This is a genomic window from Micromonospora tarapacensis (assembly GCF_019697375.1).
GTDB lineage: Bacteria > Actinomycetota > Actinomycetes > Mycobacteriales > Micromonosporaceae > Micromonospora > Micromonospora tarapacensis.
Window position 1 is genome coordinate 613099 of the sequence record NZ_JAHCDI010000004.1, and the last position, 24202, is coordinate 637300.

At 72.3% G+C, this 24202-nt stretch carries 22 protein-coding genes and 1 pseudogene; 15 read left to right on the forward strand and 8 right to left on the reverse strand.

Annotated features, from left to right (window positions below; genetic code table 11):
* Positions 1 to 169: 169 nt before the first annotated feature.
* Genes KIF24_RS08845 through KIF24_RS08855 form a run of 3 tightly spaced genes read left to right on the forward strand, consistent with a single transcriptional unit; the run spans position 170 to position 3212 of the window.
* On the forward strand, positions 170 to 1267 hold the full coding sequence (locus KIF24_RS08845; protein ID WP_221083606.1) for an AAA family ATPase: 1098 nt from the start codon (positions 170 to 172) through the stop codon (positions 1265 to 1267).
* Positions 1246 to 2265 carry a DUF58 domain-containing protein gene (locus KIF24_RS08850; RefSeq protein ID WP_221083607.1) on the forward strand — a complete coding sequence of 340 codons (1020 nt, stop codon included), beginning with the start codon at positions 1246 to 1248 and terminating at the stop codon, positions 2263 to 2265. Before KIF24_RS08845 ends, KIF24_RS08850 begins: the two co-directional genes overlap by 22 nt.
* Positions 2262 to 3212 carry a VWA domain-containing protein gene (locus tag KIF24_RS08855; protein ID WP_221083608.1) on the forward strand — a complete coding sequence of 317 codons (951 nt, stop codon included), beginning with the start codon at positions 2262 to 2264 and terminating at the stop codon, positions 3210 to 3212. Before KIF24_RS08850 ends, KIF24_RS08855 begins: the two co-directional genes overlap by 4 nt.
* A 19-nt stretch (positions 3213 to 3231) precedes the next feature.
* Here the strand turns inward: KIF24_RS08855 and KIF24_RS08860 are convergent, their stop codons facing one another.
* From KIF24_RS08860 to KIF24_RS34375, 5 genes are all read right to left on the reverse strand, one after another.
* Positions 3232 to 3384, reverse strand: coding sequence for a hypothetical protein (locus KIF24_RS08860; RefSeq protein ID WP_221087662.1), 153 nt, complete (start codon positions 3382 to 3384; stop codon positions 3232 to 3234).
* A 296-nt stretch (positions 3385 to 3680) separates the two neighbouring features.
* Entirely contained in the window at positions 3681 to 4805 is a 1125-nt protein-coding gene (locus KIF24_RS08865) for an acyltransferase family protein (RefSeq protein WP_221083609.1), read from the reverse strand.
* Positions 4802 to 5740, reverse strand: coding sequence for an alpha/beta hydrolase (locus tag KIF24_RS08870; protein ID WP_221083610.1), 939 nt, complete (start codon positions 5738 to 5740; stop codon positions 4802 to 4804). The genes KIF24_RS08865 and KIF24_RS08870 overlap by 4 nt, the downstream gene beginning before the upstream one ends.
* A 131-nt stretch (positions 5741 to 5871) precedes the next feature.
* Positions 5872 to 6534, reverse strand: coding sequence for a response regulator (locus KIF24_RS08875; protein ID WP_221083611.1), 663 nt, complete (start codon positions 6532 to 6534; stop codon positions 5872 to 5874).
* A complete protein-coding gene (locus KIF24_RS34375) occupies positions 6531 to 7760 on the reverse strand; it encodes a sensor histidine kinase (protein WP_221083612.1) in 1230 nt (409 codons plus the stop codon). Before KIF24_RS34375 ends, KIF24_RS08875 begins: the two co-directional genes overlap by 4 nt.
* A 150-nt stretch (positions 7761 to 7910) precedes the next feature.
* Here KIF24_RS34375 and fabG point away from each other — a divergent pair, with 150 nt between their 5' ends.
* The 4 genes from fabG (at position 7911) to KIF24_RS08900 (ending at position 11371) form a co-directional block, all read left to right on the forward strand.
* Complete coding sequence (gene fabG, locus KIF24_RS08885; RefSeq protein ID WP_221083613.1) at positions 7911 to 8615, forward strand: 3-oxoacyl-ACP reductase FabG; 705 nt, start codon at positions 7911 to 7913, stop codon at positions 8613 to 8615.
* 27 nt (positions 8616 to 8642) lie between these two features.
* Positions 8643 to 9410 carry an enoyl-ACP reductase FabI gene (gene fabI, locus KIF24_RS08890; RefSeq protein WP_221083614.1) on the forward strand — a complete coding sequence of 256 codons (768 nt, stop codon included), beginning with the start codon at positions 8643 to 8645 and terminating at the stop codon, positions 9408 to 9410.
* 112 nt (positions 9411 to 9522) lie between these two features.
* Positions 9523 to 10554 (forward strand): ferrochelatase, encoded by a 1032-nt coding sequence (locus KIF24_RS08895; protein WP_221083615.1) that lies wholly within the window; start codon positions 9523 to 9525, stop codon positions 10552 to 10554.
* 37 nt (positions 10555 to 10591) lie between these two features.
* The gene (locus KIF24_RS08900) at positions 10592 to 11371 is read left to right on the forward strand and encodes an HAD-IIA family hydrolase (protein WP_221083616.1); all 780 of its coding nucleotides are present in this window, start codon (positions 10592 to 10594) and stop codon (positions 11369 to 11371) included.
* Positions 11372 to 11438: 67 nt separating this feature from the next.
* Here the strand turns inward: KIF24_RS08900 and KIF24_RS08905 are convergent, their stop codons facing one another.
* Both KIF24_RS08905 and KIF24_RS08910 read right to left on the reverse strand, forming a co-directional pair.
* Complete coding sequence (locus KIF24_RS08905) at positions 11439 to 12233, reverse strand: hypothetical protein (protein ID WP_221083617.1); 795 nt, start codon at positions 12231 to 12233, stop codon at positions 11439 to 11441.
* A gap of 166 nt (positions 12234 to 12399) precedes the next feature.
* The gene (locus tag KIF24_RS08910) at positions 12400 to 13605 is read right to left on the reverse strand and encodes an IS110 family RNA-guided transposase (RefSeq protein ID WP_221083618.1); all 1206 of its coding nucleotides are present in this window, start codon (positions 13603 to 13605) and stop codon (positions 12400 to 12402) included.
* Positions 13606 to 13932: 327 nt separating this feature from the next.
* Here KIF24_RS08910 and KIF24_RS08915 point away from each other — a divergent pair, with 327 nt between their 5' ends.
* Positions 13933 to 14745, forward strand: coding sequence for a DUF3097 domain-containing protein (locus KIF24_RS08915; RefSeq protein WP_221083619.1), 813 nt, complete (start codon positions 13933 to 13935; stop codon positions 14743 to 14745).
* Between the two features lie 78 nt (positions 14746 to 14823).
* Positions 14824 to 16116, forward strand: coding sequence for an AI-2E family transporter (locus KIF24_RS08920; protein ID WP_230415402.1), 1293 nt, complete (start codon positions 14824 to 14826; stop codon positions 16114 to 16116).
* Positions 16117 to 16138: 22 nt separating this feature from the next.
* Here KIF24_RS08920 and KIF24_RS08925 read toward each other — a convergent pair whose 3' ends face one another.
* Complete coding sequence (locus KIF24_RS08925; RefSeq protein ID WP_221087256.1) at positions 16139 to 17458, reverse strand: serine hydrolase domain-containing protein; 1320 nt, start codon at positions 17456 to 17458, stop codon at positions 16139 to 16141.
* Between the two features lie 83 nt (positions 17459 to 17541).
* Between KIF24_RS08925 and KIF24_RS08930 the strand changes: the two genes are divergently transcribed.
* The 6 genes and pseudogenes from KIF24_RS08930 (at position 17542) to KIF24_RS08955 (ending at position 24180) form a co-directional block, all read left to right on the forward strand.
* Complete coding sequence (locus tag KIF24_RS08930) at positions 17542 to 18012, forward strand: NfeD family protein (RefSeq protein WP_221083620.1); 471 nt, start codon at positions 17542 to 17544, stop codon at positions 18010 to 18012.
* Positions 18013 to 18016: 4 nt separating this feature from the next.
* On the forward strand, positions 18017 to 19126 hold the full coding sequence (locus KIF24_RS08935; protein WP_221083621.1) for an SPFH domain-containing protein: 1110 nt from the start codon (positions 18017 to 18019) through the stop codon (positions 19124 to 19126).
* 190 nt (positions 19127 to 19316) lie between these two features.
* Positions 19317 to 20105, forward strand: a pseudogene (locus KIF24_RS08940) (hypothetical protein); the annotation flags it as partial.
* 302 nt (positions 20106 to 20407) lie between these two features.
* The gene (locus KIF24_RS08945; RefSeq protein ID WP_221083622.1) at positions 20408 to 21421 is read left to right on the forward strand and encodes a hypothetical protein; all 1014 of its coding nucleotides are present in this window, start codon (positions 20408 to 20410) and stop codon (positions 21419 to 21421) included.
* Positions 21422 to 21797: 376 nt separating this feature from the next.
* Positions 21798 to 22652 carry an L-histidine N(alpha)-methyltransferase gene (locus KIF24_RS08950; RefSeq protein WP_221083623.1) on the forward strand — a complete coding sequence of 285 codons (855 nt, stop codon included), beginning with the start codon at positions 21798 to 21800 and terminating at the stop codon, positions 22650 to 22652.
* Positions 22653 to 22665: 13 nt separating this feature from the next.
* Positions 22666 to 24180 carry a class I SAM-dependent methyltransferase gene (locus KIF24_RS08955; protein ID WP_221083624.1) on the forward strand — a complete coding sequence of 505 codons (1515 nt, stop codon included), beginning with the start codon at positions 22666 to 22668 and terminating at the stop codon, positions 24178 to 24180.
* Positions 24181 to 24202: the final 22 nt, after the last annotated feature.

The window sequence follows — 24202 nt, forward strand, 5'->3', positions numbered from 1 at the left end:
CGACGGATGAATGGTACACACGCCGGGGCGGCATCTGTCCACTGGTGATTGGCGGTTCGCCTGGCGCGGGCGGCGTGGCGGAAATCGGTCGCTCCCCCCTTCGGTACTCAGCCGGGCGTGCGAGGCTTGGTACCGCACACCCGACGACCGATCACGCTGTGGAGGACCAGTGGCCCAGCCGACCACGCCCGACGCACCGACGCCGAACGGGGCGCAGGCGTCCGCGTCGCCGACCACCCCGGCGCAGGACGCCACCCTGCTGGAGCGGGCGTTGTTCGAGATCAAGCGCGTGATCGTCGGGCAGGACCGGATGGTCGAGCGGATGTTCGTCGCCCTGCTGGCCCGGGGGCACTGCCTGCTGGAGGGCGTACCGGGGGTGGCCAAGACCCTCGCGGTGGAGACCCTCGCGAAGGTGGTCGGCGGGTCGTTCGCCCGGGTGCAGTTCACCCCGGACCTGGTGCCGGCAGACATCATGGGTACCCGGATCTACCGGCAGTCCAGTGAGAAGTTCGACGTGGAGCTTGGGCCGGTCTTCGTCAACTTCCTGCTCGCCGACGAGATCAACCGGGCGCCGGCCAAGGTGCAGTCGGCACTGCTGGAGGTGATGAGCGAGCGGCAGGTCTCCATCGGCGGCGAGACCCACCGGGTGCCGAACCCGTTCCTGGTGATGGCCACCCAGAATCCGATCGAGCAGGAGGGGGTCTATCCGCTGCCGGAGGCGCAACGGGACCGGTTCCTGATGAAGATCATCGTGGGTTACCCGACCGACGCCGAGGAGCGGGAGATCGTCTACCGGATGGGCACGGCCCCGCCCGAACCGACCGCCGTGTTCGACACCGCCGACCTGATCGCCCTGCAGCACAAGGCCGACCAGGTCTTCGTGCACAACGCCCTGGTCGACTACGCGGTCCGGCTGGTGCTGGCCACCCGTACGCCGGCCGAGCACGGCATGCCCGACGTGGCGCAGCTGATCCAGTACGGCGCCAGCCCGCGCGCCTCGCTCGGGCTGGTCCGGGCGACCCGGGCGCTGGCGCTGCTGCGCGGGCGCGACTACGCGCTGCCGCAGGACGTGCAGGACATCGCGCCGGACATCCTGCGGCACCGGCTGGTGCTCAGCTACGACGCGCTCGCCGACGACGTGCCGGCCGACCACGTGGTGCACCGGGTGATGTCGACCATCCCGCTGCCGTCGGTGGCGCCCCGGCAGCAGGCCACGCCGCCCGGCACCGTGGCGCCGACCTCGGGGTGGCCCGGGCAGCGACCGTGACCTCGACCACCCCTCGACCGGGCAACCCGGACCGCCCACCGGACGTGACCACCGACCGTTCCGGTGCGGTGCTGGCCCGGCTGCAACTGATGGTCACCCGCAAGCTCGACGGGCTGTTGCAGGGTGACTACGCGGGCCTGCTGCCCGGACCGGGCAGCGAGGCCGGCGAATCGCGGGAGTACCGCCCCGGCGACGACGTGCGCCGGATGGACTGGCCGGTCACCGCCCGAACCACCACCCCGCACGTCCGGCGCACGGTGGCCGACCGGGAGCTGGAGACCTGGCTGGCGGTCGACCTGTCGGCGAGCCTGGACTTCGGCACCGGACGGTGGCTCAAGCGGGACGTGGTGATCGCCGCGGCGGCGGCGATCACGCACCTGACGGTGCGCGGCGGCAACCGGATCGGGGCGGTCGTGGGCAGCGGCGGCGACCTGCCGTCGCGGCGTGGCCGGCGGGCGGCGCCGACGGTGGCCGGTGCGGGCCGGCTGGCCCGACTGCCCGCCCGATCCGGGCGCAAGGAGGCGCAGGGCATGCTGCGCGCCATCGCCGGCACCGAGATCCGGCCGGGGCGCGGCGACCTCGGCGCGCTTGTCGACATGCTCAACCGCCCGCCCCGGCGGCGCGGTGTCGCGGTGGTCATCTCCGACTTCCTCGCCCCGCCGGAGCAGTGGGCCCGCCCACTGCGCAAGCTGCGGGTCCGGCACGACGTACTGGCGATCGAGGTGGTCGACCCGCGGGAGCTGGAACTGCCCGACGTCGGGGTGCTGCCGGTGGTCGACGCGGAGACCGGCGAGCTGCACGAGGTGCAGACCGCCGATCCGGGGCTGCGGCACCGCTACGCCACGGCCGCCGCCGCCCAGCGAGCGGAGATCGCCGCCGCGATACGCGCCGCCGGCGCCGCTCATCTGCGACTGCGTACGGACCGAGACTGGCTGCTGGACATGGTGCGTTTCGTGGCCGCGCAGCGGCACGCCCGCACCCGGGGGACGACGCGATGATCAGATTGATGCAACCGTGGTGGCTGCTGGCCGTGCTGCCGGTGCTCGCCCTCGCCGCCCTCTACGTCTGGCGGCAGCTGCGCCGCCGGGAGTACGCGCTGCGGTTCACCAACGTGGACCTGCTGCGTACCGTGGCGCCGAAGGGTCTCGGCTGGCGCCGGCACCTGCCGGCGACCGCGTTCCTGCTGGCCCTGCTGGTGTTGGCCGGTGCGCTGGCCCGGCCGGCGGTCGACACCCGGGAGCCGCTGGAGCGGGCCACCATCATGCTGGCCGTCGACGTCTCCCTGTCCATGCAGGCCGACGACGTGGCGCCGAACCGGTTGGAGGCCGCCCAGGAGGCGGCCAAGCAGTTCGTGGCGGAGCTGCCCGAGACGTACAACGTGGGGCTGGTCTCGTTCGCCAAGTCGGCCAACGTGCTGGTGCCGCCGACCAAGGACCGCCCGGCGGTGACCAGCGCCATCGACGGGCTGGTGCTGGCCGAGGCGACGGCGACCGGCGAGGCGGTCTTCACCTGCCTGGAGGCGATCCGGTCGGTGCCGGCCGACGGTGCGTCGGGGATCCCGCCGGCCCGGATCGTGCTGCTGTCCGACGGCTACCGCACGGCGGGGCGTTCGGTGGAGGAGGCGGCTGCGGCGGCGCAGGCGGCGAACGTGCCGGTCTCCACCATCGCCTTCGGCACGGATTCCGGCCACGTCGACATCGGCGGTCAGTTGCAGCGGGTGCCGGTGGACCGGCTCGCTCTCGCCGAGCTGGCCGAGACCACCGAGGGCTTCTCCTACGAGGCGGCCACGGTGAGCGAGCTGAAGCAGGTGTACCAGGACATGGGCAGCTCGATCGGGTTCCGGACGGAGCCGAGGGAGATCACCCAGTGGTACGCCGGCATCGCGCTGCTGCTGGCGCTGTGTGCCGGCGCGTTCAGCCTGCTCTGGTCCTCCCGGATGCTCTGACCCGCGGCCGGCGGCCCGGTCAGTGGGTGCCGCTGGCGAGGACGAAGAGGACGGCCACCCAGACGGCGGCGAGGGTGAAGCCCAGCGGGGCGACGTAGCGGCTCATGACATGCTCCGGAGTGGCGACGGCGGCCCGGGGCAGGGCGGACCGCAGGGGTGGATCAGAACGCACACACACGAAGTCGTGACCGGGAGCTTCCGGTGGCACCCGCCGGCCCAGCGGTGCCGGCGGAGACGCCGGCGGTGGGGGCGGATGCGCGGGAGCGGTGCCAGCTCAGGCGGAGCGGGGCTCAGCGTCGCTGGCGATCGGCCCGGCCACGACTGGGAGGATCGCTATCTGGCACAGCGATCACCTCCTGCGGTCGGGGGCCGGGCGGGGCGGGCCGCCGAGCGACCCGCAAACGGGGATCAGCGTACACCCGCGCCCGGGGCGGGACGCACTCGGCCGATCGGCGCCGTCGGGCGCCGTCAGCCGCCGGCCACCTCGACTGCGGGCCTCGGGGGCGGCGAGGATCCGCCGCGGCGTCGGTGGACCAGGACGGCCAGGGTCACCGTCAGCACCGGCAGCCAGCCGACCCGGGCCAGCAGCCAGGCCGGGCCGTCGGGACTGCTGTGCAGGCCCGGTAGGGCGGACCCGGCGTGCGCCACGACCACGGCCACTGCGACCAGCACCGGCTGGTGCCAGAGGTAGATCCGCACCGTGTGCCGGTTGATCTCGTGGACCAGCCGGCCGGGCAGCGGGTGGCGCGGCAACCGGGCCAGCGCGGGCCGGGCCAGCAGGCCGAGCCCGACCTGGGTGACCGCGAGCGCCACCACCAGCAGGGACGGCGGATCCAGGTTGGACCGGCCGTCTCCGGGCACGCCGACCGCGCTGACCGGGTAGCCCAGGACGAGCACCGTGGCGAGGCCGACCACGCCGATGGCGACCAGCCGGGTCGCGTCGCGCCTGCCGGTCAGCCGGCCGTCGGCGTGGGCGAGGCCCAGCAGGTAGGGCACCGACCATGCGGCCAGTACGGTCACCGGTGGTGGTTCGCTGCCGGCGGGCAGCAACCGGGCGGCCAGGTCGACCGCGCCCACCACGCCCGTCGCGGTGACCGCGCAGCGCAGCGTGCCCCATCGGCGTACTGCGGCGCGCAACGGGCCGGTGAGCAGGATCAGGGCGAGCAGCGGGGCCAGGAACCACAGCGGGCTGAGCGACAGGGTCAGCGCCACCGACAGGTTGTCCTCCGACACGCCTGCCACCGTGGCGGCCAGCAGCACGGCCGCACCCGTACCGAGCAACGCCACCGCCGGCAGGAGCAGCCGGTGCAGCCGGCGGGTCAGCCAGCCGGGGCCCGGACGCCGGGCGGCGGAGCGGCCCGAGGCGTATCCGGCGGTGAAGAAGAACAACCCGAGGGTCTGCAACACCCAGCTGACCGGCGCCAGCGCCGGCATCGCGGTCAGCGGGCTGGCCAGGGTCAGTCTTCCCCCGGCGTCGAGCACCAGGCCGGTGACCAGCCAGTGGCCGAGCACCACCCCGGCGACCGCGTACGCCCGTAGCCCGTCGATGGCGGGGTCACGCTGCGGTCGGTGCGCCGTGAGTCGACCGCTCACCGTGCCGCTCCCCGCACCGACCTGCCGAGCGGCACCGCCTGCGGATCGGCCCGTTCGGCGGTGCCGTACAGCACGACCGTGGCGATGGCGGCCAGGGTCGGCTCGCCGGGCAGGAGGTACCCGTCGTGGCCGGTCGTCGCAGCCACCGGGAGCCACCGCGCGCCGAAGGACGGCTCACCCGGGCGGATCCCGTGCCCGAGCCCGGGCAGCCGCACCTGCGGAACGCGGCGGATCCAGTCGTTCGACGCCTCGGCGGCCCATACCCGGACCCGGCCGAGTCGATCGGCGTGGTCGACGCCGATCCCGATGCCGCCGAGGCTCACCAGGTCGGTCACCTGTGGTGGGGCGTCGCCGGCGGCCAGCCCGGCGACCAGCGCGCCATAGCTGTGCCCGACGAGCGTGACGCGGGCGGTGGGTCGCCGCGCGGCCAGCATCCGCAGCTGTCTGCCGAGTACCAGCGCGCCGTGGCGGGCACTGGCCGGAGACGCCGCCGCCGTGATTCCGTCGGGCGGGTCGTAGCCGAGCCAGGCCAGCACCGCGACCCGGGCGTGTGGTTCGGCGTCGCTCAACGCGGCGTGCAGGTCCCGGGCCTGCCGGGCGGGAGCGCGGTGGGCGATGCCGTCCAGCCCGCGGTCGAAGTCGGACAACCGGGTGCCCACGCCGGGGACCAGCACGGCGATCCGGTCAGCGGTGGCCAGGTCCCCGACGACCTCGACGGCGCTGCCGTCCCCGCGCGGGTCGAAGGCCAGGAACTGCCGCCCCTGGGCCGTCCAACCGGCGTACGGCTGGCCGGCCGCGTTCATCGCCGCCGACATCGCCGGGTATGCCTCGACGAAGCCAGCCGGCGTACCGGACGTCGTGGCGGCCGACGGTGCCACCAGCCCGGCACCGAGCACGGCGGCGACCGCCAGTCGAAGAACGTCGCTGCGCACCATGTGGTGTTCCCTTCGCCTCGCTGTCCTGCGCAGCGTGCGTCGAAGGCATGGCGGTGGGCATCAACCCGGGGAGCCGTTCGTAAATCCGTTGCCCGCTACCCGGGTACTACTCGTCGGCGGGCTAGCCGGTACTACTCCCCGGCCGCCACCAGTCCGGTCTCGTAGGCGAGGACGACGGCCTGGGCGCGGTCGCGCAGGTGCAGCTTGGCAAGGATTCGGCCGACGTGGGTCTTGACGGTCTGCTCGGCGACGACCAGCTCGGCGGAGATCTCGGCGTTGGAGCGGCCCCGGGCGATAAGCCGAAGCACCTCGGTCTCGCGGGGGGTGAGCGCGGCCAGCGTGGTGGGTCGGGGCCGTTGTCGTTGCGGCCGGGCGGCGAACTCGGCGATCAGCCTGCGGGTGACGGTCGGGGCGAGCAGCGCGTCTCCGGCGGCGACCACCCGTACCGCGTGCACCAGGTCGGCGGCCGGTGCGTCCTTGAGCAGGAAGCCGCTGGCTCCGGCACGCAGTGCCTCGTAGACGTAGTCGTCCAGGTCGAAAGTGGTGAGGATGAGCACCCGGGGCCGGCCGGCCGGCCGATCGCCGAGCAGTTTCCGGGTCGCGGCCAGGCCGTCGAGCACCGGCATCCGGACGTCCATCAGCACCACGTCCGGGTCGAGTCGGCGGGCCTCGGCGACGGCCTGGGCACCGTCGGCGGCGTCGCCGACCACCAGCAGGTCCGGCTGGGCGGCCAACAGCGCGCCGAAGCCCTGGCGGACCATCGCCTGGTCGTCGACGATCAACACCCGGATCATCTGGTTCCATCCTCATGGTTGTCGGGCAGGACGGCGTCCACCGCGTATCCGCCGTCGCCGGTGGGACCGGCGGTGAGGCTGCCACCCAGGGAGACGGCTCGTTCCCGCATGCCGGTCAACCCCTGACCGCCTCCTTTGGCGTCCGGTCTGGCCGAGGCGCTGCCGCCGGCGTTCACCACGCCTACGGCGAGGCCGCCGGCCCGGTCCCGGATCGTGACCCGCACCGCGGCGCCGCCGGCGTGTCGCGCCGCGTTGGCAAGTCCCTCCTGGACGATCCGGTACGCGGCCAGCCCGACCGCCGCCGAAGGTTCGGCGGCGACGTCGGTCTCCAGCGTCACCGCCATGCCGGCCCGGCGTGCGGTGGCGACCAGCGTGGGCAGCTCCGCCAGGCTGGGCTGTGGTGCGATCTGCGGATCCTCCGCCTCGCTGCGCAGGACACCGAGCAGCCGCCGCATGTCGGTCAGCGCCGCCCGGGCGGAGTCGGCGATGGCGGCGAACTCGGCCCGGGCCGGGTCGGGTACGGCGGTGAGCCGGTACGGGGCGGTCTCGGCCTGCACGGCGATCATCGACATGTGGTGTGCGACCACATCGTGCAGTTCCCGGGCGATTCGGGTGCGTTCCTCCAGCACCGCGCGCCGGGCCTTTTCCAACTCGTTCACCTGGACCTGTTCGGCCAGCGCCCGCCGGGCGACGAGGTTGTGCCGGACCAGGTCACCGACCAGGAGCAGCGTCACGAACAGCAGGGTGACGCCGACCTGGTTTTGCGCCGGCACGAAGATCCAGACCGGCAGCAGGCTGAGCAGGGCGACCCAGGCGAGCACCAGCCGGTCGACCCGGGCCGCCACGACCAGCAGGACGGTGAGGCTGACCACGATCTGGACCGGACTCCACGGCCAGTCCTCCCACGGCCGGCGGTTGAAGGCGCCGAAGAAGAGTCCGACGAGCGTGATCCGCCAGGCCCAGAGCGGCCGGGTCAGCAGAATCGGCAGTGGTGCGACGGCGAGCGCCGAGAGCAGCCAGGCGGTGGCGGCGGGCAGGTCGCGCGCGTCACGCAGGTACTGCGTGCCGACCAGGGTCAACCCGAACAGTGCCCCCAGTCCGAGCGACCGGAGCGCGGCGGCCGTCCGGGGCAGCCGGCGCAGCGGTAGCCGAACGGCGGGATAGTCCGGCCCGGCCGCGGTGCGGCGCAGGGCCGCCAGAGCGGCACGGACGACAGGACGGTTCACCCTGGCAGGGTAGTTGCGCGCCGGGTTCCCGTCGTGCGACCGCAGGGTGATCCCACGGGTCGTACCCCGGTACGACGTGCGGCGGGTTAGCGATTACCGTGCGGTAACGCCTAGTCTCCATCCCGCAGCGATCTTTGGAGAGGACGCACCGTGTCGCGAACTGTGCTGGTTACCGGAGGCAACCGCGGGATCGGCCTGGCCATCGCCCAGGCCTTCGCCAAGCAGGGTGACCGGGTGGCGATCACCCACCGGGGCAGCGGTGTGCCCGACGGGCTGTTCGGCGTGCGGTGCGACATCACCGACGCCGAGTCGGTCGACGCCGCCTTCGCGGCGGTCGAGGCGGAACTGGGACCGGTGGAGGTGCTGGTCGCCAACGCCGGCATCACCGACGACACGCTGCTGCTGCGGATGTCCGAGGAGCAGTTCACCCGGGTGTTGGACACCAACCTGACCGGCGCGTACCGCTGCGCCAAGCGGGCCGCGGCGAAGATGCTGCGGGCCCGGTGGGGCCGCATGATCTTCATCTCCTCGGTGGTCGGGCTCTCCGGCGGTGCCGGCCAGGTCAACTACGCGGCCAGCAAGGCCGGCCTGGTCGGGGTGGCCCGCTCGATCGCCCGGGAACTGGGCAGCCGGAACATCACCGCCAACGTGGTCGCGCCCGGCTTCATCGAGACCGACATGACCGCCGGGCTGCCGCAGGAGCGCAAGGCGGAGATCCTCAAGTCGATTCCGGCCGGTCGGATGGCCAGCCCGGAGGAGGTCGCCGCGGTGGCCACCTGGCTGGCCGGCGACAGCGCCGGTTACGTCTGCGGCGCGGTCATCCCGGTCGACGGTGGCCTGGGCATGGGCCACTGAACCAGATAGCACGGAGGAATGAGCTCAATGTCCGGACTGCTGGCCGGTAAGCGGCTGCTCGTCACCGGCGTCATCACCGACGCCTCGATCGCCTTCTCGGTGGCGAAGCTCGCCCAGGAGAACGGCGCCCAGGTCGTGCTCACCGGCTACGGCCGGCTCTCGCTGGTGGAGCGGATCGCCAAGCGGCTGCCCGAGCCGGCCCCCATCATCGAGCTGGACGTGACCAGCCCCGAGCATCTGGCCGGACTGGCCGACAAGGTCCGGGAGCACGTCGACGGCCTCGACGGGTTGGTGCACTCGATCGGGTTCGCCCCGCAGAGCTGCCTGGGCGGCGGGTTCCTCGATGCCGCCTGGGAGGACGTGGCGACCGCGCTGCACGTCTCGACGTACTCCTACAAGTCCCTTGCCGTCGCGGCGCTGCCGATGATGGCGGCGGGCAGCTCGGTGGTCGGGCTGACCTTCGACGCCACCAAGGCGTGGCCGGTCTACGACTGGATGGGCGTGGCCAAGGCCGGGCTGGAGTCCGCCTCCCGTTACCTGGCCATGCACCTGGGCAAGCAGGGCATCCGCAGCAATCTGGTCGCCGCCGGCCCGTTGCGCACCATGGCCGCCCGGTCGATCCCCGGCTTCGAGCAGTTCGAGGACGCCTGGGCCGAGCGCGCCCCGCTGGGCTGGGACCTGACCGACCAGGAGCCGGCCGCCCGCGCCTGCCTGGCGCTGCTGTCGGACTGGTTCCCGGCCACCACCGGCGAGATCGTGCACGTCGACGGCGGCTACCACGCCATCGGCGCGTAGGCGGGACGAGGGGCCCCGCTCAACGCCGGCGGTGTGTCCCCGGTGCCCCGGTCAACGGCCCGGACCCGGGGTCGTTGCCGGTCCGCCGCCGGGCACCGGGAAGAATGACCCCATGGCGTACGACGCGGTGGTGCTGGTTTCCTTCGGCGGCCCGGAGGGTCCGGACGACGTGCTGCCGTTCCTGCAGAACGTGACCCGGGGGCGGGGCGTCCCGCCGCAGCGGCTGGCCGAGGTCGCCGAGCACTACCAGCACTTCGGCGGGGTCTCCCCGATCAACCAGCAGTGCCGGAAGCTGCTCGCGGCGATCCGTGCCGACTTCGCCGACCAGGGCCTCGACCTGCCCGTGTACTGGGGCAACCGGAACTGGCACCCGATGCTCGCCGACACCGTGGCCCAGCTGCGCGATGACGGTGTGCGGCGGGCGCTGGCGTTCGTCACCAGTGCGTACGGCGGATACTCCGCCTGCCGGCAGTACCAGGAGGACATCACCGCGGCGCGGGCGGCGGTCGGCCCGGACGCGCCGGTGATCGAGAAGCTGCGCCAGTTCTGGGACCATCCCGGTTTCGTCGAGCCGCACGCCGACGCGGTGCGGGCGGCGCTGGCCCAGCTCGATCCGGCCCGGCGGGCCGGCACCCGGCTCGTCTTCACCGCACATTCCGTGCCCGTCTCGGCGGCCGACAGTGCCGGCCCGCACGGCGGCCGGTACACCGCCCAACTCGCCGAGACGGCCCGGCTGGTGCACGCGGCGGCGGCCCCGGACCTGCCGTACGACCTGGTCTGGCAGAGCCGCTCCGGCCCGCCGCACGTGCCGTGGCTCGAACCGGACATCAACGATCACCTGACCGCCCTGGCCGCGCAGGGCGTGACCGGCGTGGTGGTCAGCCCGATCGGTTTCGTCTCCGACCACCTGGAGGTGGTGTGGGACCTCGACACCGAGGCGCTGGACGCGGCCAAGCAGCTCGGTCTCGACTTCGTCCGGGCGGGGACGCCCGGCACCGACCCGCGCTTCGTGACCATGGTGCGGGAGTTGGTGCGGGAGCGGATCGACCCCGACGGGGGCGGCCTGCGCCGCCGCCTCGGCGAGCTGCCCATCTGGGACACCTGCGCCACGGTCTGCTGCGTCCCGCGCCGCCGTCCGTCCTGACCGCTCGGCGACTTCGACACCCCTGGGGATGACGACCATGCATGACCGTAAGCCCGTCGAGAGCTGGCTCACCGACATGGACGGCGTGCTGGTGCACGAGGGCCAGCCGGTGCCCGGCGCGCCCGAGTTCATCGCCCGGCTGCGTTCCTCCGGCAAGCCATTCCTGGTGCTGACCAACAACTCGATCTACACGCCGCGTGACCTGCAGGCCCGGCTCGCCCGGATGGGCCTGGACGTGCCGGAGCAGGCGATCTGGTCCTCCGCCCTGGCCACCGCCCAGTTCCTGGCCGACCAGCGGCCGGGCGGCACCGCGTACGTGATCGGCGAGGCCGGGCTGACCACGGCGCTGCACGCGGTGGGCTACGTGCTCAGCGACTTCGCCCCCGACTACGTGGTGCTGGGGGAGACCCGCACCTACAGCTTCGAGGCGATCACCAAGGCGGTCCGGCTGATCAACGACGGGGCCCGGTTCATCTGCACCAACCCCGACGCCACCGGCCCCTCGGTGGAGGGTGCCCTGCCGGCGGCCGGCTCGGTGGCCGCGATGATCTCCAAGGCGACCGGCGTGGAGCCGTACTTCGTCGGCAAGCCCAACCCGATGATGATGCGGTCCGCGCTGAACACCATCAACGCGCACTCGGAGAGCACCGCGATGATCGGCGACCGGATGGACACCGACATCCTGTGCGGGTTGGAGGCCGGGCTGGAGACGATCCTCGTGCTGACCGGGATCAGCACCCGGGTCGAGGCGGAACGCTACCCGTACCGCCCGTCGCGGATCGTCAACTCGGTGGCCGACCTGATCGACGAGGTCTGAGCGGCGGGCGTCGCCGGGCGGACCGCGAGCGCGGGAACGGCTTCCGGCCGCCCGGCCCCGACTCGGATCAGGGGCGCAGCGGGGCGTTGCAGGCGGCCACGAGGGCCTGGCGACAGGCTGCGGTCAGCGGGCGCAGGGCGGCGTCGCGCTGCTGGGCCTCGTAGTTGTTGACCGCGCCGCCCGGTGCGGCGTGCCCGGCCAGGGCCAGCACCCGGTCGAGTACGGCGGCGCGGGCGAACAGCCGGCGGGCGCGTGGGTCGAAGCCGGGCGGCAGGTCGGTGGTGCCGTCGGGACGGCGCAGCGCCTCCAGGGCGCCGGCCAGCTCCGGACGCCACTGGGCCACGTCGAGCCGGGTCAGTGCGGCGGTGGTCTCGGCCAGCGCGGCGGCCAGCTCGGCTTCCGCCTCGGCGGCACCGGGCAGCGTGAGCGACGCGGCGGAGGCGTTCGCCGGCAGTGGGTAGAACCGCCAGAGCACCGTGGAGAAGGTGTCCCCGGAGCCGGAGGTGTGTACGCGAACCTCCGGGATCAGGCCCAGCGGCCCGGCGATCACCGCTTCGCAGGCGAGCAGCGCGGCGCCGGCGAAGTCACCCGGACCGGGTAGGCCGCGGGGATCGCCCGGGGCCGGCAGCACCAGCCGGATCTCGTCCGGCGAGAGCTTGGCCAGGGCGGGCAGGGCCTCCCGCAGCGCCACGTCCGTCCAGGTGCCGGGCGCGTCGGCGACCAGGTGCTCCTCGTCACCGGCGACCGCGTCGGCGACCTCGTCGAAGGGCACCAACCCGGCGCGCCACGCGCGCACCCAGGCAACGAACCGGCTCGACCGGCGCGGCGCGAGGATGGCCGCACCCGCAGTGGGGGTGGACATGCCGAAAGAGTACGTGGTGACGCCCGTCCGTGTCTCGACTGCCGCGCCCCCACCTGCCTGAGGCGCCGATCATGCAGTTGTGGTTGGCGATTCGTCAGTAATCGCGGCTTTTGTGACGTGCCACAACTGCATGATCGGCGGCGGGGGGGTGTCCCTATGGTCTTTGTCAAGCGATGAGGGCGAGTTTTTCTGCCGGTTTGTGTTGATAGGGGGTGCGGGTGCGGAGCATGGCGTGTAGGACGTCGACGCGGCGGCGGGCGAGGCAGATGAGCGCGGCGTTGTGTCTCTTGCCCTCGGCGCGCTTCCGGTCGTAGTAGGCCCGGCTCAGCGGGTCGGAAAGCGCGGCGAACGCGGACAGGAAGAACGCGCGTTTCAGGTGCTTGTTGCCGCCCTTGGGTGGGTGCTCGCCGCGGATGCTGGTGCCGGAGCGGCGGGTGACCGGCGCGAGTCCGGCGTAGGCGGCCAGGTGACCGGAGGTGGGGAACGAGGTGACGTCGCCGACTTCGAGCAGGATCCGGGCTGCGGTCCTGATCCCGACGCCGGGCATCGAGATCAGGACCTCGGCAAGAGGGTGTGCATCGAGCATCTCCTCGACCTGGACGGCGATCTGGTCACGCTGTTTCATCAGGTCACGGAGGCTGTCGGCGAGTCTGGGCAGGATCGTTTCGGCGGCGGTGGTGCCCGGGACGACGACGGTTTGGGCGTCCAGGGCGGTGAAGATCTGCTCGACGAGGCGGGTGCCCATCCGTGGCGCACGCGGCGTGACGATCTCGGCGAGTTTCGACCGGCCGGCCTTGCGTAGCCCGGTCGGGCCGCCGCACCGCGACAGCAGCTCCAGGACGGCTTGGTGCTGGACTTTTGGGCCCAGCACGCGTTCGAGAGGCGGGTGGATCTGGGTGAGCAGGCCGTGGATGCGGTTGGCGACGCGGGTGACCTCACCGGCGAGGTCGTCGTCGTAGCCGACCAGCATCTCCAGCTCGGCGAGGGTGTCGTCGCCGGCGTCGACGCGACGCAGTGTGTGCGGCAGCGTCCGGGCGGCGTCGGCGATCACGTAGGCGTCGCGCGCGTCGGTCTTCGCGGTGCCGGGGTGCAGGTCGGCGAGCCGGCGCATGACCAGGCCGGGCAGGTAGGCGATCTGGTGTCCGCAGGCCCGGGCGACCGCGACGGGCAGGGCCCCGATCGAGGCGGGCTGGTCCACCACCGCCAGAATCCGGCCGTGCCTGCCGAGTTTGTCGAACAGTTTCCGCAGTCCGGCCTCGGTGTTCGGCAACGCGGCGTCGTGCAGCCGCTTACCCGCCGAATTCAACGCGACCGCGTGATGGTCGCTCTTGCCGACGTCCAGGCCGAGGAACACGCCGTACTCGTTGGTCACGTCTCGTCTCCCACGATGTCCAACATGGGCTCGGCCGCTGGTCAGAGCGTCGGACTGCCGGCAGCCACGTTACGGAGAGACCTACCCACGAAGGGTGGTCGGGTCCCTATCAGCGGTCCGCCGACGCCACCCGGCCCGGCGACAACACCCCCCGGATCATGCATGCGACAGGGGCAGTAAGTCATACCGGACCGAGCGACCGAGCAGTCCCCGGCTGGGGACGATCAAAAAGGTAACGGGTGGTGGGCGGGGGTGGGTGTGGGGTGGGGGTGTTGGGGGTGGGGTGGGGGTGTTGGGGGTGGGGTGGGGTGGGACTAGCGTGGCGGGATGGGACGGCGGTATGGCGATGACGTGTTGGCGGGGGACTGGCGGCGGCGGAAGGTGGCCCCCGAGGTGGAGGCCGAACCGGATCTCGTGGTCGAGGACGCCGACTCGGGATTCTGCGGCGCGGTGGTCGGCTTCGACTCCGGCGCGGTCACCCTGGAGGACCGGCACGGCCGGCGGCGCAACTTTCCGCTGCTGCCGGCCGCGTTCCTGCTCGACGGTCGCCCGGTCACGCTGCGCCGCCCGACCCGCCCTCCGGTGCCGGCGGCCCGCCGCCGCACCGCGTCGGGCTCGGTCGCGGTCGACGGGGTGCGCGCCCGGGTCGCCCGGGCCAGCCGGGTCTGGGTGGAGGGCGTCCACGACGCCGCCCTGGTCGAGCGGATCTGGGGCGACGACCTGCGCGTCGAGGGGGTGGTGGTGGAACCGCTGTCCGGCATCGACGCCCTCGACGCCGAGGTACGCGACTTCGGCCCCGGGCCTGAGCGGCGGCTCGGCGTGCTGGTCGACCACCTGGTGCCCGGCTCCAAGGAGAGCCGGATCGTGGCCCGGGTGAACTCGCCGCACGTGCTGGTCACCGGCCACCCGTACGTCGACGTGTGGCAGGCGGTGAAACCGGCGGCGCTGGGCATCGCGGCGTGGCCGGTGGTGCCGCCGGGGCGGCCGTGGAAGGAGGGCGTCTGCGCCGCGCTCGGCGTCGCCGAGCCGGCTGCCATGTGGCGACACATCCTGTCCAGGGTGGACAGCTACGCCGACGTGGAGACACCCCTGATCAACGCGATGGAACGGTTGATCGACTTCGTGACCGAGCCGGGATGATCCGGCGCCCGCGCGCGCGGCAACCTGGGCCGCTACGGTGGACAACCTGATCCCTACCATCCCCCGGGGGTACTCGCGTTGAGCCGGTCCGAGCGGCTGGGGCGGCGGCTGCGTCAGGCATACGAGGCGGGCCGCGAGTCGTTGCGTGCGGCCCAGGAGCGGGAGCGCGCCCGGCGGGCGGCGCGCACCGAGGAGGCCGACCGGCCGATCGCCGGACTGGCGCTCGAGACCTCGGGGCCGACGGGTGACGGCGGTCCGGCGTCGACGACCAGCCGCGACGATGCGGACGTGCCCAGGGCGCTGCGGATCGCCGCTGCGTGGTCGTGGCGGCTCATCGTCATCGGGATCGTCGGCTGGGCGTTGTTGCGGTTCGTCGGCGCCGTCCGCATCGTCATCGTCCCGCTGCTGGTGGCGTTGCTGCTTGCGGCGTTGCTGGCGCCGGCTGTCGGCTGGCTGCTGCGCGCCCGGTTCCCCCGCACGCTCGCCACCGCGGTGGTGCTGATCGGCGGGCTCGCCGCCGTGGTCGGCACGCTGACCCTGGTGGTCAACCAGTTCATCGCCGGACTGCCCGAGCTGAGTGCCAGCGCCGCGGCCGGCATCGGGCAGATCCAGGACTGGCTGCGCGACGGGCCGCTGAATCTCTCCGACGGGCAACTCGACAAGTACATCGAGGCCGGGCAGAACTGGATCAACGAGAACAGCCAGTCGTTGACCAGCGGTGCGATCTCCACCGCGGGCACCGTCGTCGAGATGCTCACCGGCACCCTGCTGGTGCTGTTCGCGATGTTCTTCTTCCTCCGCGACGGGGATCGCATCTGGCTGTTCCTCGTCGGGACGTTCCCGGTCGCCGCCCGCTGGCGGGTGAACGACGCCGGCCGCGCCTCCTGGCTGACCCTGGTGGCCTACGTGCGGGCCACCGTGCTGGTGGCGTTCATCGACGCGGTCGGCATCGGCATCGCGTTGGTGCTGTTCGACGTGCCGTTCGCCTTCCCGCTGGCCGCACTGGTGTTCCTCGGCGCGTTCATCCCGATTGTCGGCGCGACGTTGTCCGGGGCGGTCGCGGTGCTGGTCGCCCTCGTCGACGGTGGCTGGGTCACCGCGTTGATCATCCTCGGCGCGGTGATCGTGGTCCAGCAGGTGGAGGGGAACATCCTCCAGCCGTGGATCATGGGTCGGGCGGTGGCCCTGCACCCGCTGCCCGTGGTGCTGGCGGTGACCGCCGGGGTGGTGCTCGACGGCATCGTCGGGGCGCTGGTCGCGGTGCCGCTGATCGCCGTGCTCAACACCGCGGTCCGCCGCCTGTCCCGCCCCCGGCCCGGCCCGCCGCCACCGGCCCCGGAGACAGTCGTGATCAGCTCGACCGCGCCGTGACCGGCGCGGCCGGGCGGGCAGGTCAGGGCTCGTCGTCGGGGCTACGGGTGAAGACGAAGGTGGCGATGTCCAGGGCGACCGGGCCGCCCGCCTCGTCCCGCAACACGGCCAGCACCTCGCCGTCCTCGGGGCCGCTGCGCCCGCGCCAGCGATCCGGCCCGTCCGGCGCGTAGCGGCTGATCCGTTCGCCGCGCAGGGCGCCGACCAGTTCCCCGGTGGTCCGGTCCCAGCTCACGTCGAGCGGGATGCCCATCCACCACCAACGGCCGGCCAGCGCGGCCACGTCGGCCGGGGGCGGGGCGTCGGCCGGGAGCCAGGGGCGGGCCGGCGCCGGCTCGGCGTCCAGCACGCTTGTCAGGACCTGGTGGCCCAGGGTGCCGATGCCGCCGGTGCGGAAGCCGTACGAGTTGGCGAAGCCGACGACACCGGTGCGGCTGCGCCGGTGCACGGCCAGGACGGCGACGTATCCGGGCATCGAGCCGCCGTGCCCGGCGTAGATCCGGTCGCCCACCCGGGTCAGCTGGATCCCGAGGCCGTACCCGCCGCGCCAGGAGTCGAGGTCGCCGAGGACCACCGGGGCGCACATCTCGTCGAGGGTGGCCGGCGCGAGCACGGCCGGGTCCGGGTCGGCGAGAAAGGCCGCCCAGCGGGCGAGATCCGTGGTGGTGGACCAGAGCTGCCCGGCGGGGGCCATCGCCCGGGTGTCGGTACGCGGCTCCTCCCGCAGCGTGTCGTGCCACGGGTGCACCACGTAGCCCGCTGCGAACGGTCCGGTGGCCGCGTACGTGGTCCGGAGCATGCCCAGCGGCGCGAGGATCCGTTCCCGCACCAACTGGGCCCAGGGCGTCCCGGTCAACCGCTCCAGTGCCCCGCCGAGCAGCCCGTACGCCAGGTTGGAGTAGTGGAAGGCGCGGTGCGGCGGGTAGGCGATCTTGGTGGCGCCGAACCCGGCGACCAGGGTGGCCAGGTCGACGCCCTCGCTGCGCTCCCACCACGGCCCGTCGGGCTCGCGTTGCAGGCCGCCGGCGTGCCCGAGCAGTTGTCGCAGGGTGACCGGGCCGGCCGCGGCAGCCTCGGGCAGGTGCCGGCGCAGCGGGTCGTCCAGCGCCAGGCGGCCGGCGTCGCGCTCCTGCATGACCAGCACGGCGGTCATCGTCTTGGTGATCGAACCGATCCGGTACTGCAGGTCGCCGGCGGGGCTCGGATGTGTCCCGGCGGTGGCCAGGTGGGTCAGCCCGCGCTCACGGACCACTCCGACGACCAGTGACGGCACGTGGCCGGTGGACTGTGCGTCGGCCACCAGGGCGTCGACCTGCCGGGCGGTTTCGGGACGTAGGGACACGAACTCTCCCTCGATGGTGGCTGTCATGAGCCTACGATCATGACAGTTCGATGACACGTGCATTGCCGTGTCACGATCTAGCTGTGGATGCCGTGTTGTGGATCGTGCTGGGTGTGGTATTAGCGGTCGCTGAGATCTTCACCGCGACGTTGTTCCTGATCATGTTCGCGGTCGGGGCGTTCGCCGCCGCCGGTGCCGCCGCGCTCGGTGCGCCGGTGGCCGTACAGGCGGTGGTTTTCGCCGTCGTGTCCGCGCTGACGGTGTTCGCCGCGCGACCGATCATCCAGCGGCACAAGCAGACCGCGCTGGAGAGCGGCGACACGGCGTTCGGGATCGAGGCGATCGAGGGCTCGACCGCCCTGGTGCTGGAGCAGGTCGGTGCCGACCAGGGCATGGTCAAGATCGACGGTGAGATATGGAGCGCCCGCGCCTACGATGCCACCCAGATTTTGGCACCCGGTGAACGGGTGCAGGTTATCCAGGTCAAGGGAGCGGTAGCCCTGGTCTGGCGGGACGTTACGACGCCCGGTGAGCTACCCGAAGCGGAAAGGTGAACGGATGGAATTCGTGTTCCCCGTCCTGTTGATAGCCGTCGCGTTGATTGCGGTGATCACTCTGGCCAAGTCGGTGCGGATCGTGCCGCAGCAGCGCCAGGACGTGGTCGAGCGGCTCGGCCGGTACAAGCGCACCCTGAACCCGGGGCTCAACATCCTCGTCCCGTTCGTCGACGCGGTGCGCACCAAGGTCGACATGCGTGAGCAGGTGGTCAGCTTCCCGCCGCAGCCGGTGATCACCTCTGACAACCTGGTCGTGTCGATCGACACCGTCCTCTACTTCAAGGTGGTGGACTCCGTCCGGGCCACCTACGAGATCTCCAACTTCCTCCAGGCGATCGAGCAGCTCACCGTCACCACCCTGCGTAACGTGATCGGTTCGCTGGACCTGGAGCGCGCCCTCACCAGCCGTGAGGAGATCAACCGGCACCTCTCCGGCGTGCTGGACGAGACCACCGGCCGGTGGGGCATCAAGGTGACCCGGGTCGAGATCAAGGCGATCGAGCCGCCGCCGAGCATCCGCGACTCGATGGAGAAGCAGATGCGCGCCGAGCGGGACCGCCGTGCCGCGATCCTGAACGCGGAGGGGCACAAGCAGTCACAGATCCTCTCTGCCGAGGGTGAGAAGCAGGCGGCCGTGCTGCGTGCCGACGGTGACCGGCAGGCCCGCATCCTGCAGGCCGAGGGCCAGGCGAAGGCGATCCGTAAGGTGTTCGACGCCATCCACCAGGCCAACCCGAGCCAGAAGGTGCTCGCCTACCAGTACCTCCAGGCCCTGCCCCAGATCGCCAACGGCACGGCCAACAAGGTCTGGATCGTGCCGGCCGAGCTGACCAAGGCGCTGGAGGGTATGGGCGGGGCGCTCGGCGGGTTGAGCCAGATGGTCGGCGACGCGCCGAGCAAGGAGGCGTCCGACGACGCCACCGCGGTGGAGCGGGAGGCGGCCGAGGCCGCGCAGGCCGCCGCCGCGGCGGCAGCGGAGATCCACAACGAGGTACGGGTGGCCGAGGCGCAGGCCAGCGGCGGCAACGCGCCGCAGGGGCTGCCCGCCCCGGAGCCGGTCTCACCGGCGAGCCTGGTGAACGACACCTCCGACCAGCGCGAACGGGGCTGAGCCGGAGCCGGTCCGGACCGGCGTGACCCGCACCGAGACCGGATGGCGGGCGGCCCGGCGCCTCGACAAACACGAGAATTGCTCATGAGGCGCTTCGGTGCCTGCCACCATCGCTGGTAGACGGGTGGTGACCAGGCATCGGGGCGCCTCGGCGCGTCCCGGCACCACTCGCGGATGAGCGAGGTGACGGATGGAACCGGTGAGGCGGCTGTGGTCCACGCCGGAGGTGCCCGGGGCACACGACCCTGGCGGGCCGCTCGGCACCCGACGTACCGGCGGCGGTTTCGGCGTCCTTCCCTTCGTCGACGAGCCGGCGCCGCCCGGGCCGGCCACCAACGCCAGCTGGGCCTGGTCGCTGCGGCGGCTGGCCCGCGCCGCGGTCTGGCTGCTGCCGGCGTACGCGATCCTCTACGGCTCGGTGGCGATGGCCAGCGACGGCGGGGTGGGCAACGACCCCTACCCGGCCGACGGCCGGGCGTTGTACCTGATCGGCTGGGTGGCCGCGGTCTGGCTCGGCCTGCTGGCGCTGCTCGGGCTGACCGGCCTGCTCGCCGCCACCCGCAGCCGCCACGCCGCAGTGGCCGGGCTGCTGGTCGGCATCGCCGGCACCGTGCTCATGCTGCCCTTCGCGGGTCTGTCCGAGCAGACCTCGGTCTTCGGCACGACCGCCCGGTCGCTGGTGCTGGTCGGTGCGACCTGTTACTCGGTGGGCTGGCTGCTCGCCGGGTGGGCGGTGGCCCGCTCGGGGATGTTCAGCATCGGGGACGGGACGATGCTGATCATCGCCAGCCCCCTGCTCGGCCTCGGCGGGGCGCTGATCGGTTCGTTGCAGACCTTCGGGGCGATCTTCGTGCTGATCGCCGGCATCGGCATCGCGTACCGTTCGGGGCGCCTGATGCCGCGGGAGATCCTCCGCGACGCCGGCAGCGCCAGCGTCGCCACGGCCGGACCCGGCGGCCCGATCGGGCCGGGGGCGCCGGCCCGCTGGGCGCGGCCTGACCGCCGGCCGGTTTCGAGAATGACGCCGGCCGCCGATCAGGAATCGGCGGCATCCCGCCGCGAAACTGTCGGATTCCGGACCGGCCGCCATGCCATCGGTGGGTGGCGTTCCTTCGCGGTGGTGTCGCGAAAACATGTGATCAGCTCTTTCGGGGCCGGGTCGACGACCGGCGGGGCCGTTCGGCCATTGTCGGCGGACATTTCGCCGAGGTGTTGCCGTTCATCAACATGCCACCATGGGTGCTCATTTCCCACCTGTGAGACATTCATGGAGTTCATGTCGTGCCTGCGTTATCCCGATTGACCGTGCTGCTGTGTGACTCCGGTGTCGCCGCCGGACGGCTCTACCAGGAGTTGACCGGTAGCCCGTTGGTGGAGCGTGTGGTGGTGGCGGCAAGTCTCGACGAGGCGATCCGCGGCACCGCGGACAACGCCTTCGACGTGGTGATCGTCGACCCGCTGTCGACCGGCCTGGCCCGCACCGGTGAGCTGGCGCTCGGCTGGTCGGCGGCGGGAATGGCCGTCGTGCTGCATGTCGACCAGGCGGTGGTGGAGGAACAGGCGTCGGTGTTCTATCGCGGTGAGCGGGTCGGGCTGAAGGAGCTGTACACCCTCGACAAGCGGACTCCGGCGCAGATGCTGGCCGCCGAGGCCGAGGCGATGTTGATCAAGTGCCGGGAGTTCCGGCTGCTGGCCACCGGCCGCTCGCGCACCGACCGGCTGCTCGACCGGATGCGCGACATGGCGGCCGACAGCGGTGACGACAATCTGGAACAGCTGGTGGAGGACGTCGACGAGACCCGCAGCCTGGAACGGGCGCGCACGGGCGTGGTGCGGCCGGCCGTCGCCCGCGGCAGCGTCTTCCTGTCGTACCGCTTCGAGGAGGAGGACGGCTATGTGCGGGGGTTGACCGGCCTGCTGGAGGACCAGGGCTTCACGGTGGTCACCGGGCGTGGCGCCGACGGTTACGTCGGCGCGGCGGTGCTCAACCGGATCCGCGGGTGCGAGTTCTTCGTGTCGCTGATGACCCGCGCCCGGCCGTTCGCCGGAGCCGGGCAGAAGTACGCCACGAGCGCCTGGCTGATCGAGGAGAAGGGGGCGGCGCTCGCCTACCGCAAGTACCTGGTGCTGCTGGTGGAGGAGGGGGTGGACGACATCGGCGGGCTACAGGGCGACTGGCAGCGGCACGTGTTCACACCCACCACCTTCACCACGGCGGCCCGCGCCGCGGTGGCCCAGCTGCGCCACCGCAGCGGGCGGCCGGACGCGGTGGACGATGACCACCAGTCGCGGTGAACCGCAACCCATCGTCCGTTCGGCCCAAATAAGCTCGACTGATTGAAGGATCTCTTTGTCCTTCCTCTGTGCTAATTACTTGGTTGGTTGGCGCGTGGATTGCAGATCGCGAAATGGTGGCGCCCGGAAGGATGCGGACGGTTGTGGCCAACACCTATTGTTGGGTAATCGGCGGCAGGCCCTGACCTCGTCGGAGGACGTTGTGGCAGAGGCGACACGCGTATGCGGCATGACGGGTGGCAACACGACCCTTCGGTCTTCCTCGCCGTGCACCGATTCGCCGACGTTTTCCGCACCGACACACCGCCCCACGCATCCCTATTTCGAATGCGAGCCGCACCGGGCGGCCGCGGTGCGAGCGATCCGGTCCGGCCAGGTGCCACTCAAGTTCGCCTACGCCGGCAGCGCCGCCTACACCCACGACACCTACGCCCGCTCCGCCGACTACCTGAGCATGCTGGCCTCCGCCCGGCACGAGGCGGACGCCCTGGTCTCCGCCGGTGTGGTGGCCGCCCACGCGCTCACGGTGGCCGAGATCGGGCCGGGCAACGGTGGCCGCAGCCGGGCATTCCTCACCCGGCTGGCCCACCGGGGCCGGCCCTGCCAGCGCTATCTCGCACTGGACTTCAGCGAGACCCTGCTGGACATCGCCTGCGCCCGGCTCGCCCGCTTCGCCGGTGACCGGATGAGCGTTGACTCCCACGTGTGGGACATCGAATGCGGCACCTCGCGCGGCGTGGAGCGGTGGCGACCGGGGCCGGAGCCCGTGATCAGCTGCCTGCTCGGTCACACCCTGGGCAACGTCGAGCAGCCGGTGACCGCACTGGCGAACATCAGGGCCGCGCTGCGCCCCGGTGACGTGTTGCTGCTCAGCGTCGCCCTCGGCCCGGCCGACGAGCCGTCGCCGGTCGCGGCCCTGGCGCCGTACCGGTCACCGGAATTCCGGGCCGCGGCGCTTCAGCCACTGCTCGCCGCCGGCCTCGACGAGGCCGATCTGGAATTCGTGCTGGGCTGGAAGGACGGCGTGGTGGTCGGCGAGGCGGTGCTGCGTCGACCCGTGCAGGTGGGTGGCGGCGTGCTGCCCGCCGGGCACCGCATCCGCTGTTTCCAGTCCCGCAGGTTCCGCCCCCATGACGTCATCGCCGCCGTCGGGGACGCGGGTTGGCAGGTCCGCGACGCCCTGCCCGCGCCAGGTGGGAGCCACCTGGTCGTCACGGCGTCGCGGCACTGAGGGAGGAGCCGGGATGACCGAGCCGACCGGGACGACCGACCCGGACAGCGCCGTGGCGAGGGTGTCGCCCGCCGAGCTGATCGAACGGGCCCGCCGGGCGAACCTGTTCTTCCGGGCGTCGTACGAGGGCACCGACGCGGACCGCGTACGGCTGCCCGGCGCGGCGGTGGACGAGCTGATCCACGGCCTGGCCTCGGGTGTGCACCGTGAGCTGTGCCAGATCGTGCCGTACTCCGCCGTCGGCCGGCCGGCCGACCTGTTCTCCCGGGCGGTGTTCCGGCAACTGGCGCAGCACGCCACGGTCCGCCGGATGTATCTGGTGCCCGGTGAGGGCGTGGGCAGCGACGACGTCGACCGCCAGGTGGACGAGGACCGCGCGCACGACCTGCATCCGGTGAAGGTGGCGGTGCGCATCGGCGGTGAGGCCGCCCAGGTCCCGATGACCGACATGTGGCTCATCGACCGCCAGGTGGTGGTGCGGCAGGAGATCGGACGTGACGGTGCGGTGTCCTGGGTGGTCAGCCGGCAATCCGAGGAGGTCGAGCAGGCCCGGCTGCTCTGGGAGACCCTGATGGGCCGGGTCCCGGCCGGCGAGCAGCAGCGCCCGCCCGGGCCGGAACTCACCCGCTCCCTGCTCCGTTCGGCCAACATGCTGTACGCCATGGCGCCGATGTCGTGCGGCCCGTCGCACCAGGACAGCGTCAACTGCTCGTGGTACCACGCGGCCTGGCAGTATCTCCGCCTGTTCGACATGGTGAGCAGCCCGCAGTGGCACGCGGAGTTCTACACCCGGCGGTTGGCCGACGCGGTGCGCGGCGGTGCCCGGCGGGTGCTGATCAGCGGCACCGCCGACTACACGACGCTTGCCTTCGTGCTGGACGCGATCAGGTCGGGCACCGGCGACCTGCCCCGGAAACTGGACGTGCACGTGGTGGACAAGTGCCAGACCCCGTTGCTGGCCTGCCACTGGTACGCCCAGCAACTGGGCACCGAGATCCAGGTGCACCAGGCCGACATCACCTGCCCGGACACGGTGCGGAGTCTGGTGGCGGGTGGCCGGTTCGATCTGGTGGTCGCCGATGCCTTCCTGACCCGCTTCGACCGGGCCGTGGCGGCCACCGTGATCGGGAGTTGGTCGGCCCTGTTGCGCCAGGGTGGCACGGTGGTCACCACCGTCCGGCTGCACCCGGGCAACGAGTGGCCCAGCTCGGACGAGCCGGACGACCGGCACCGGGTGACCGACCTGGTCGACGACTTCGAGCTGCGCTTCCGCGAGCGTGCGGCCAGCTGGCGGGGGCTGCTCTCGGTGCAGTTGGAGGAGTTGTCCGCGGCGGTTCGCCGGTACGCCTCCCGGATGGAGAGCCATGACCTGGGCGACGCCGACGACGTTCGTACGGTGTTCGGCCGTGGCGGCTTCACCCTCTCCGAAGCGGACGTCGGCGACGTCGACGGCGAACTGGTCCGCACGAAGTATCTCCGGCTGTGCGCCGCGCTGTCCGCCGACGACAGTGGACGGTCCGGCGGCTAGCATCAAGATGTCCTGGTGATTG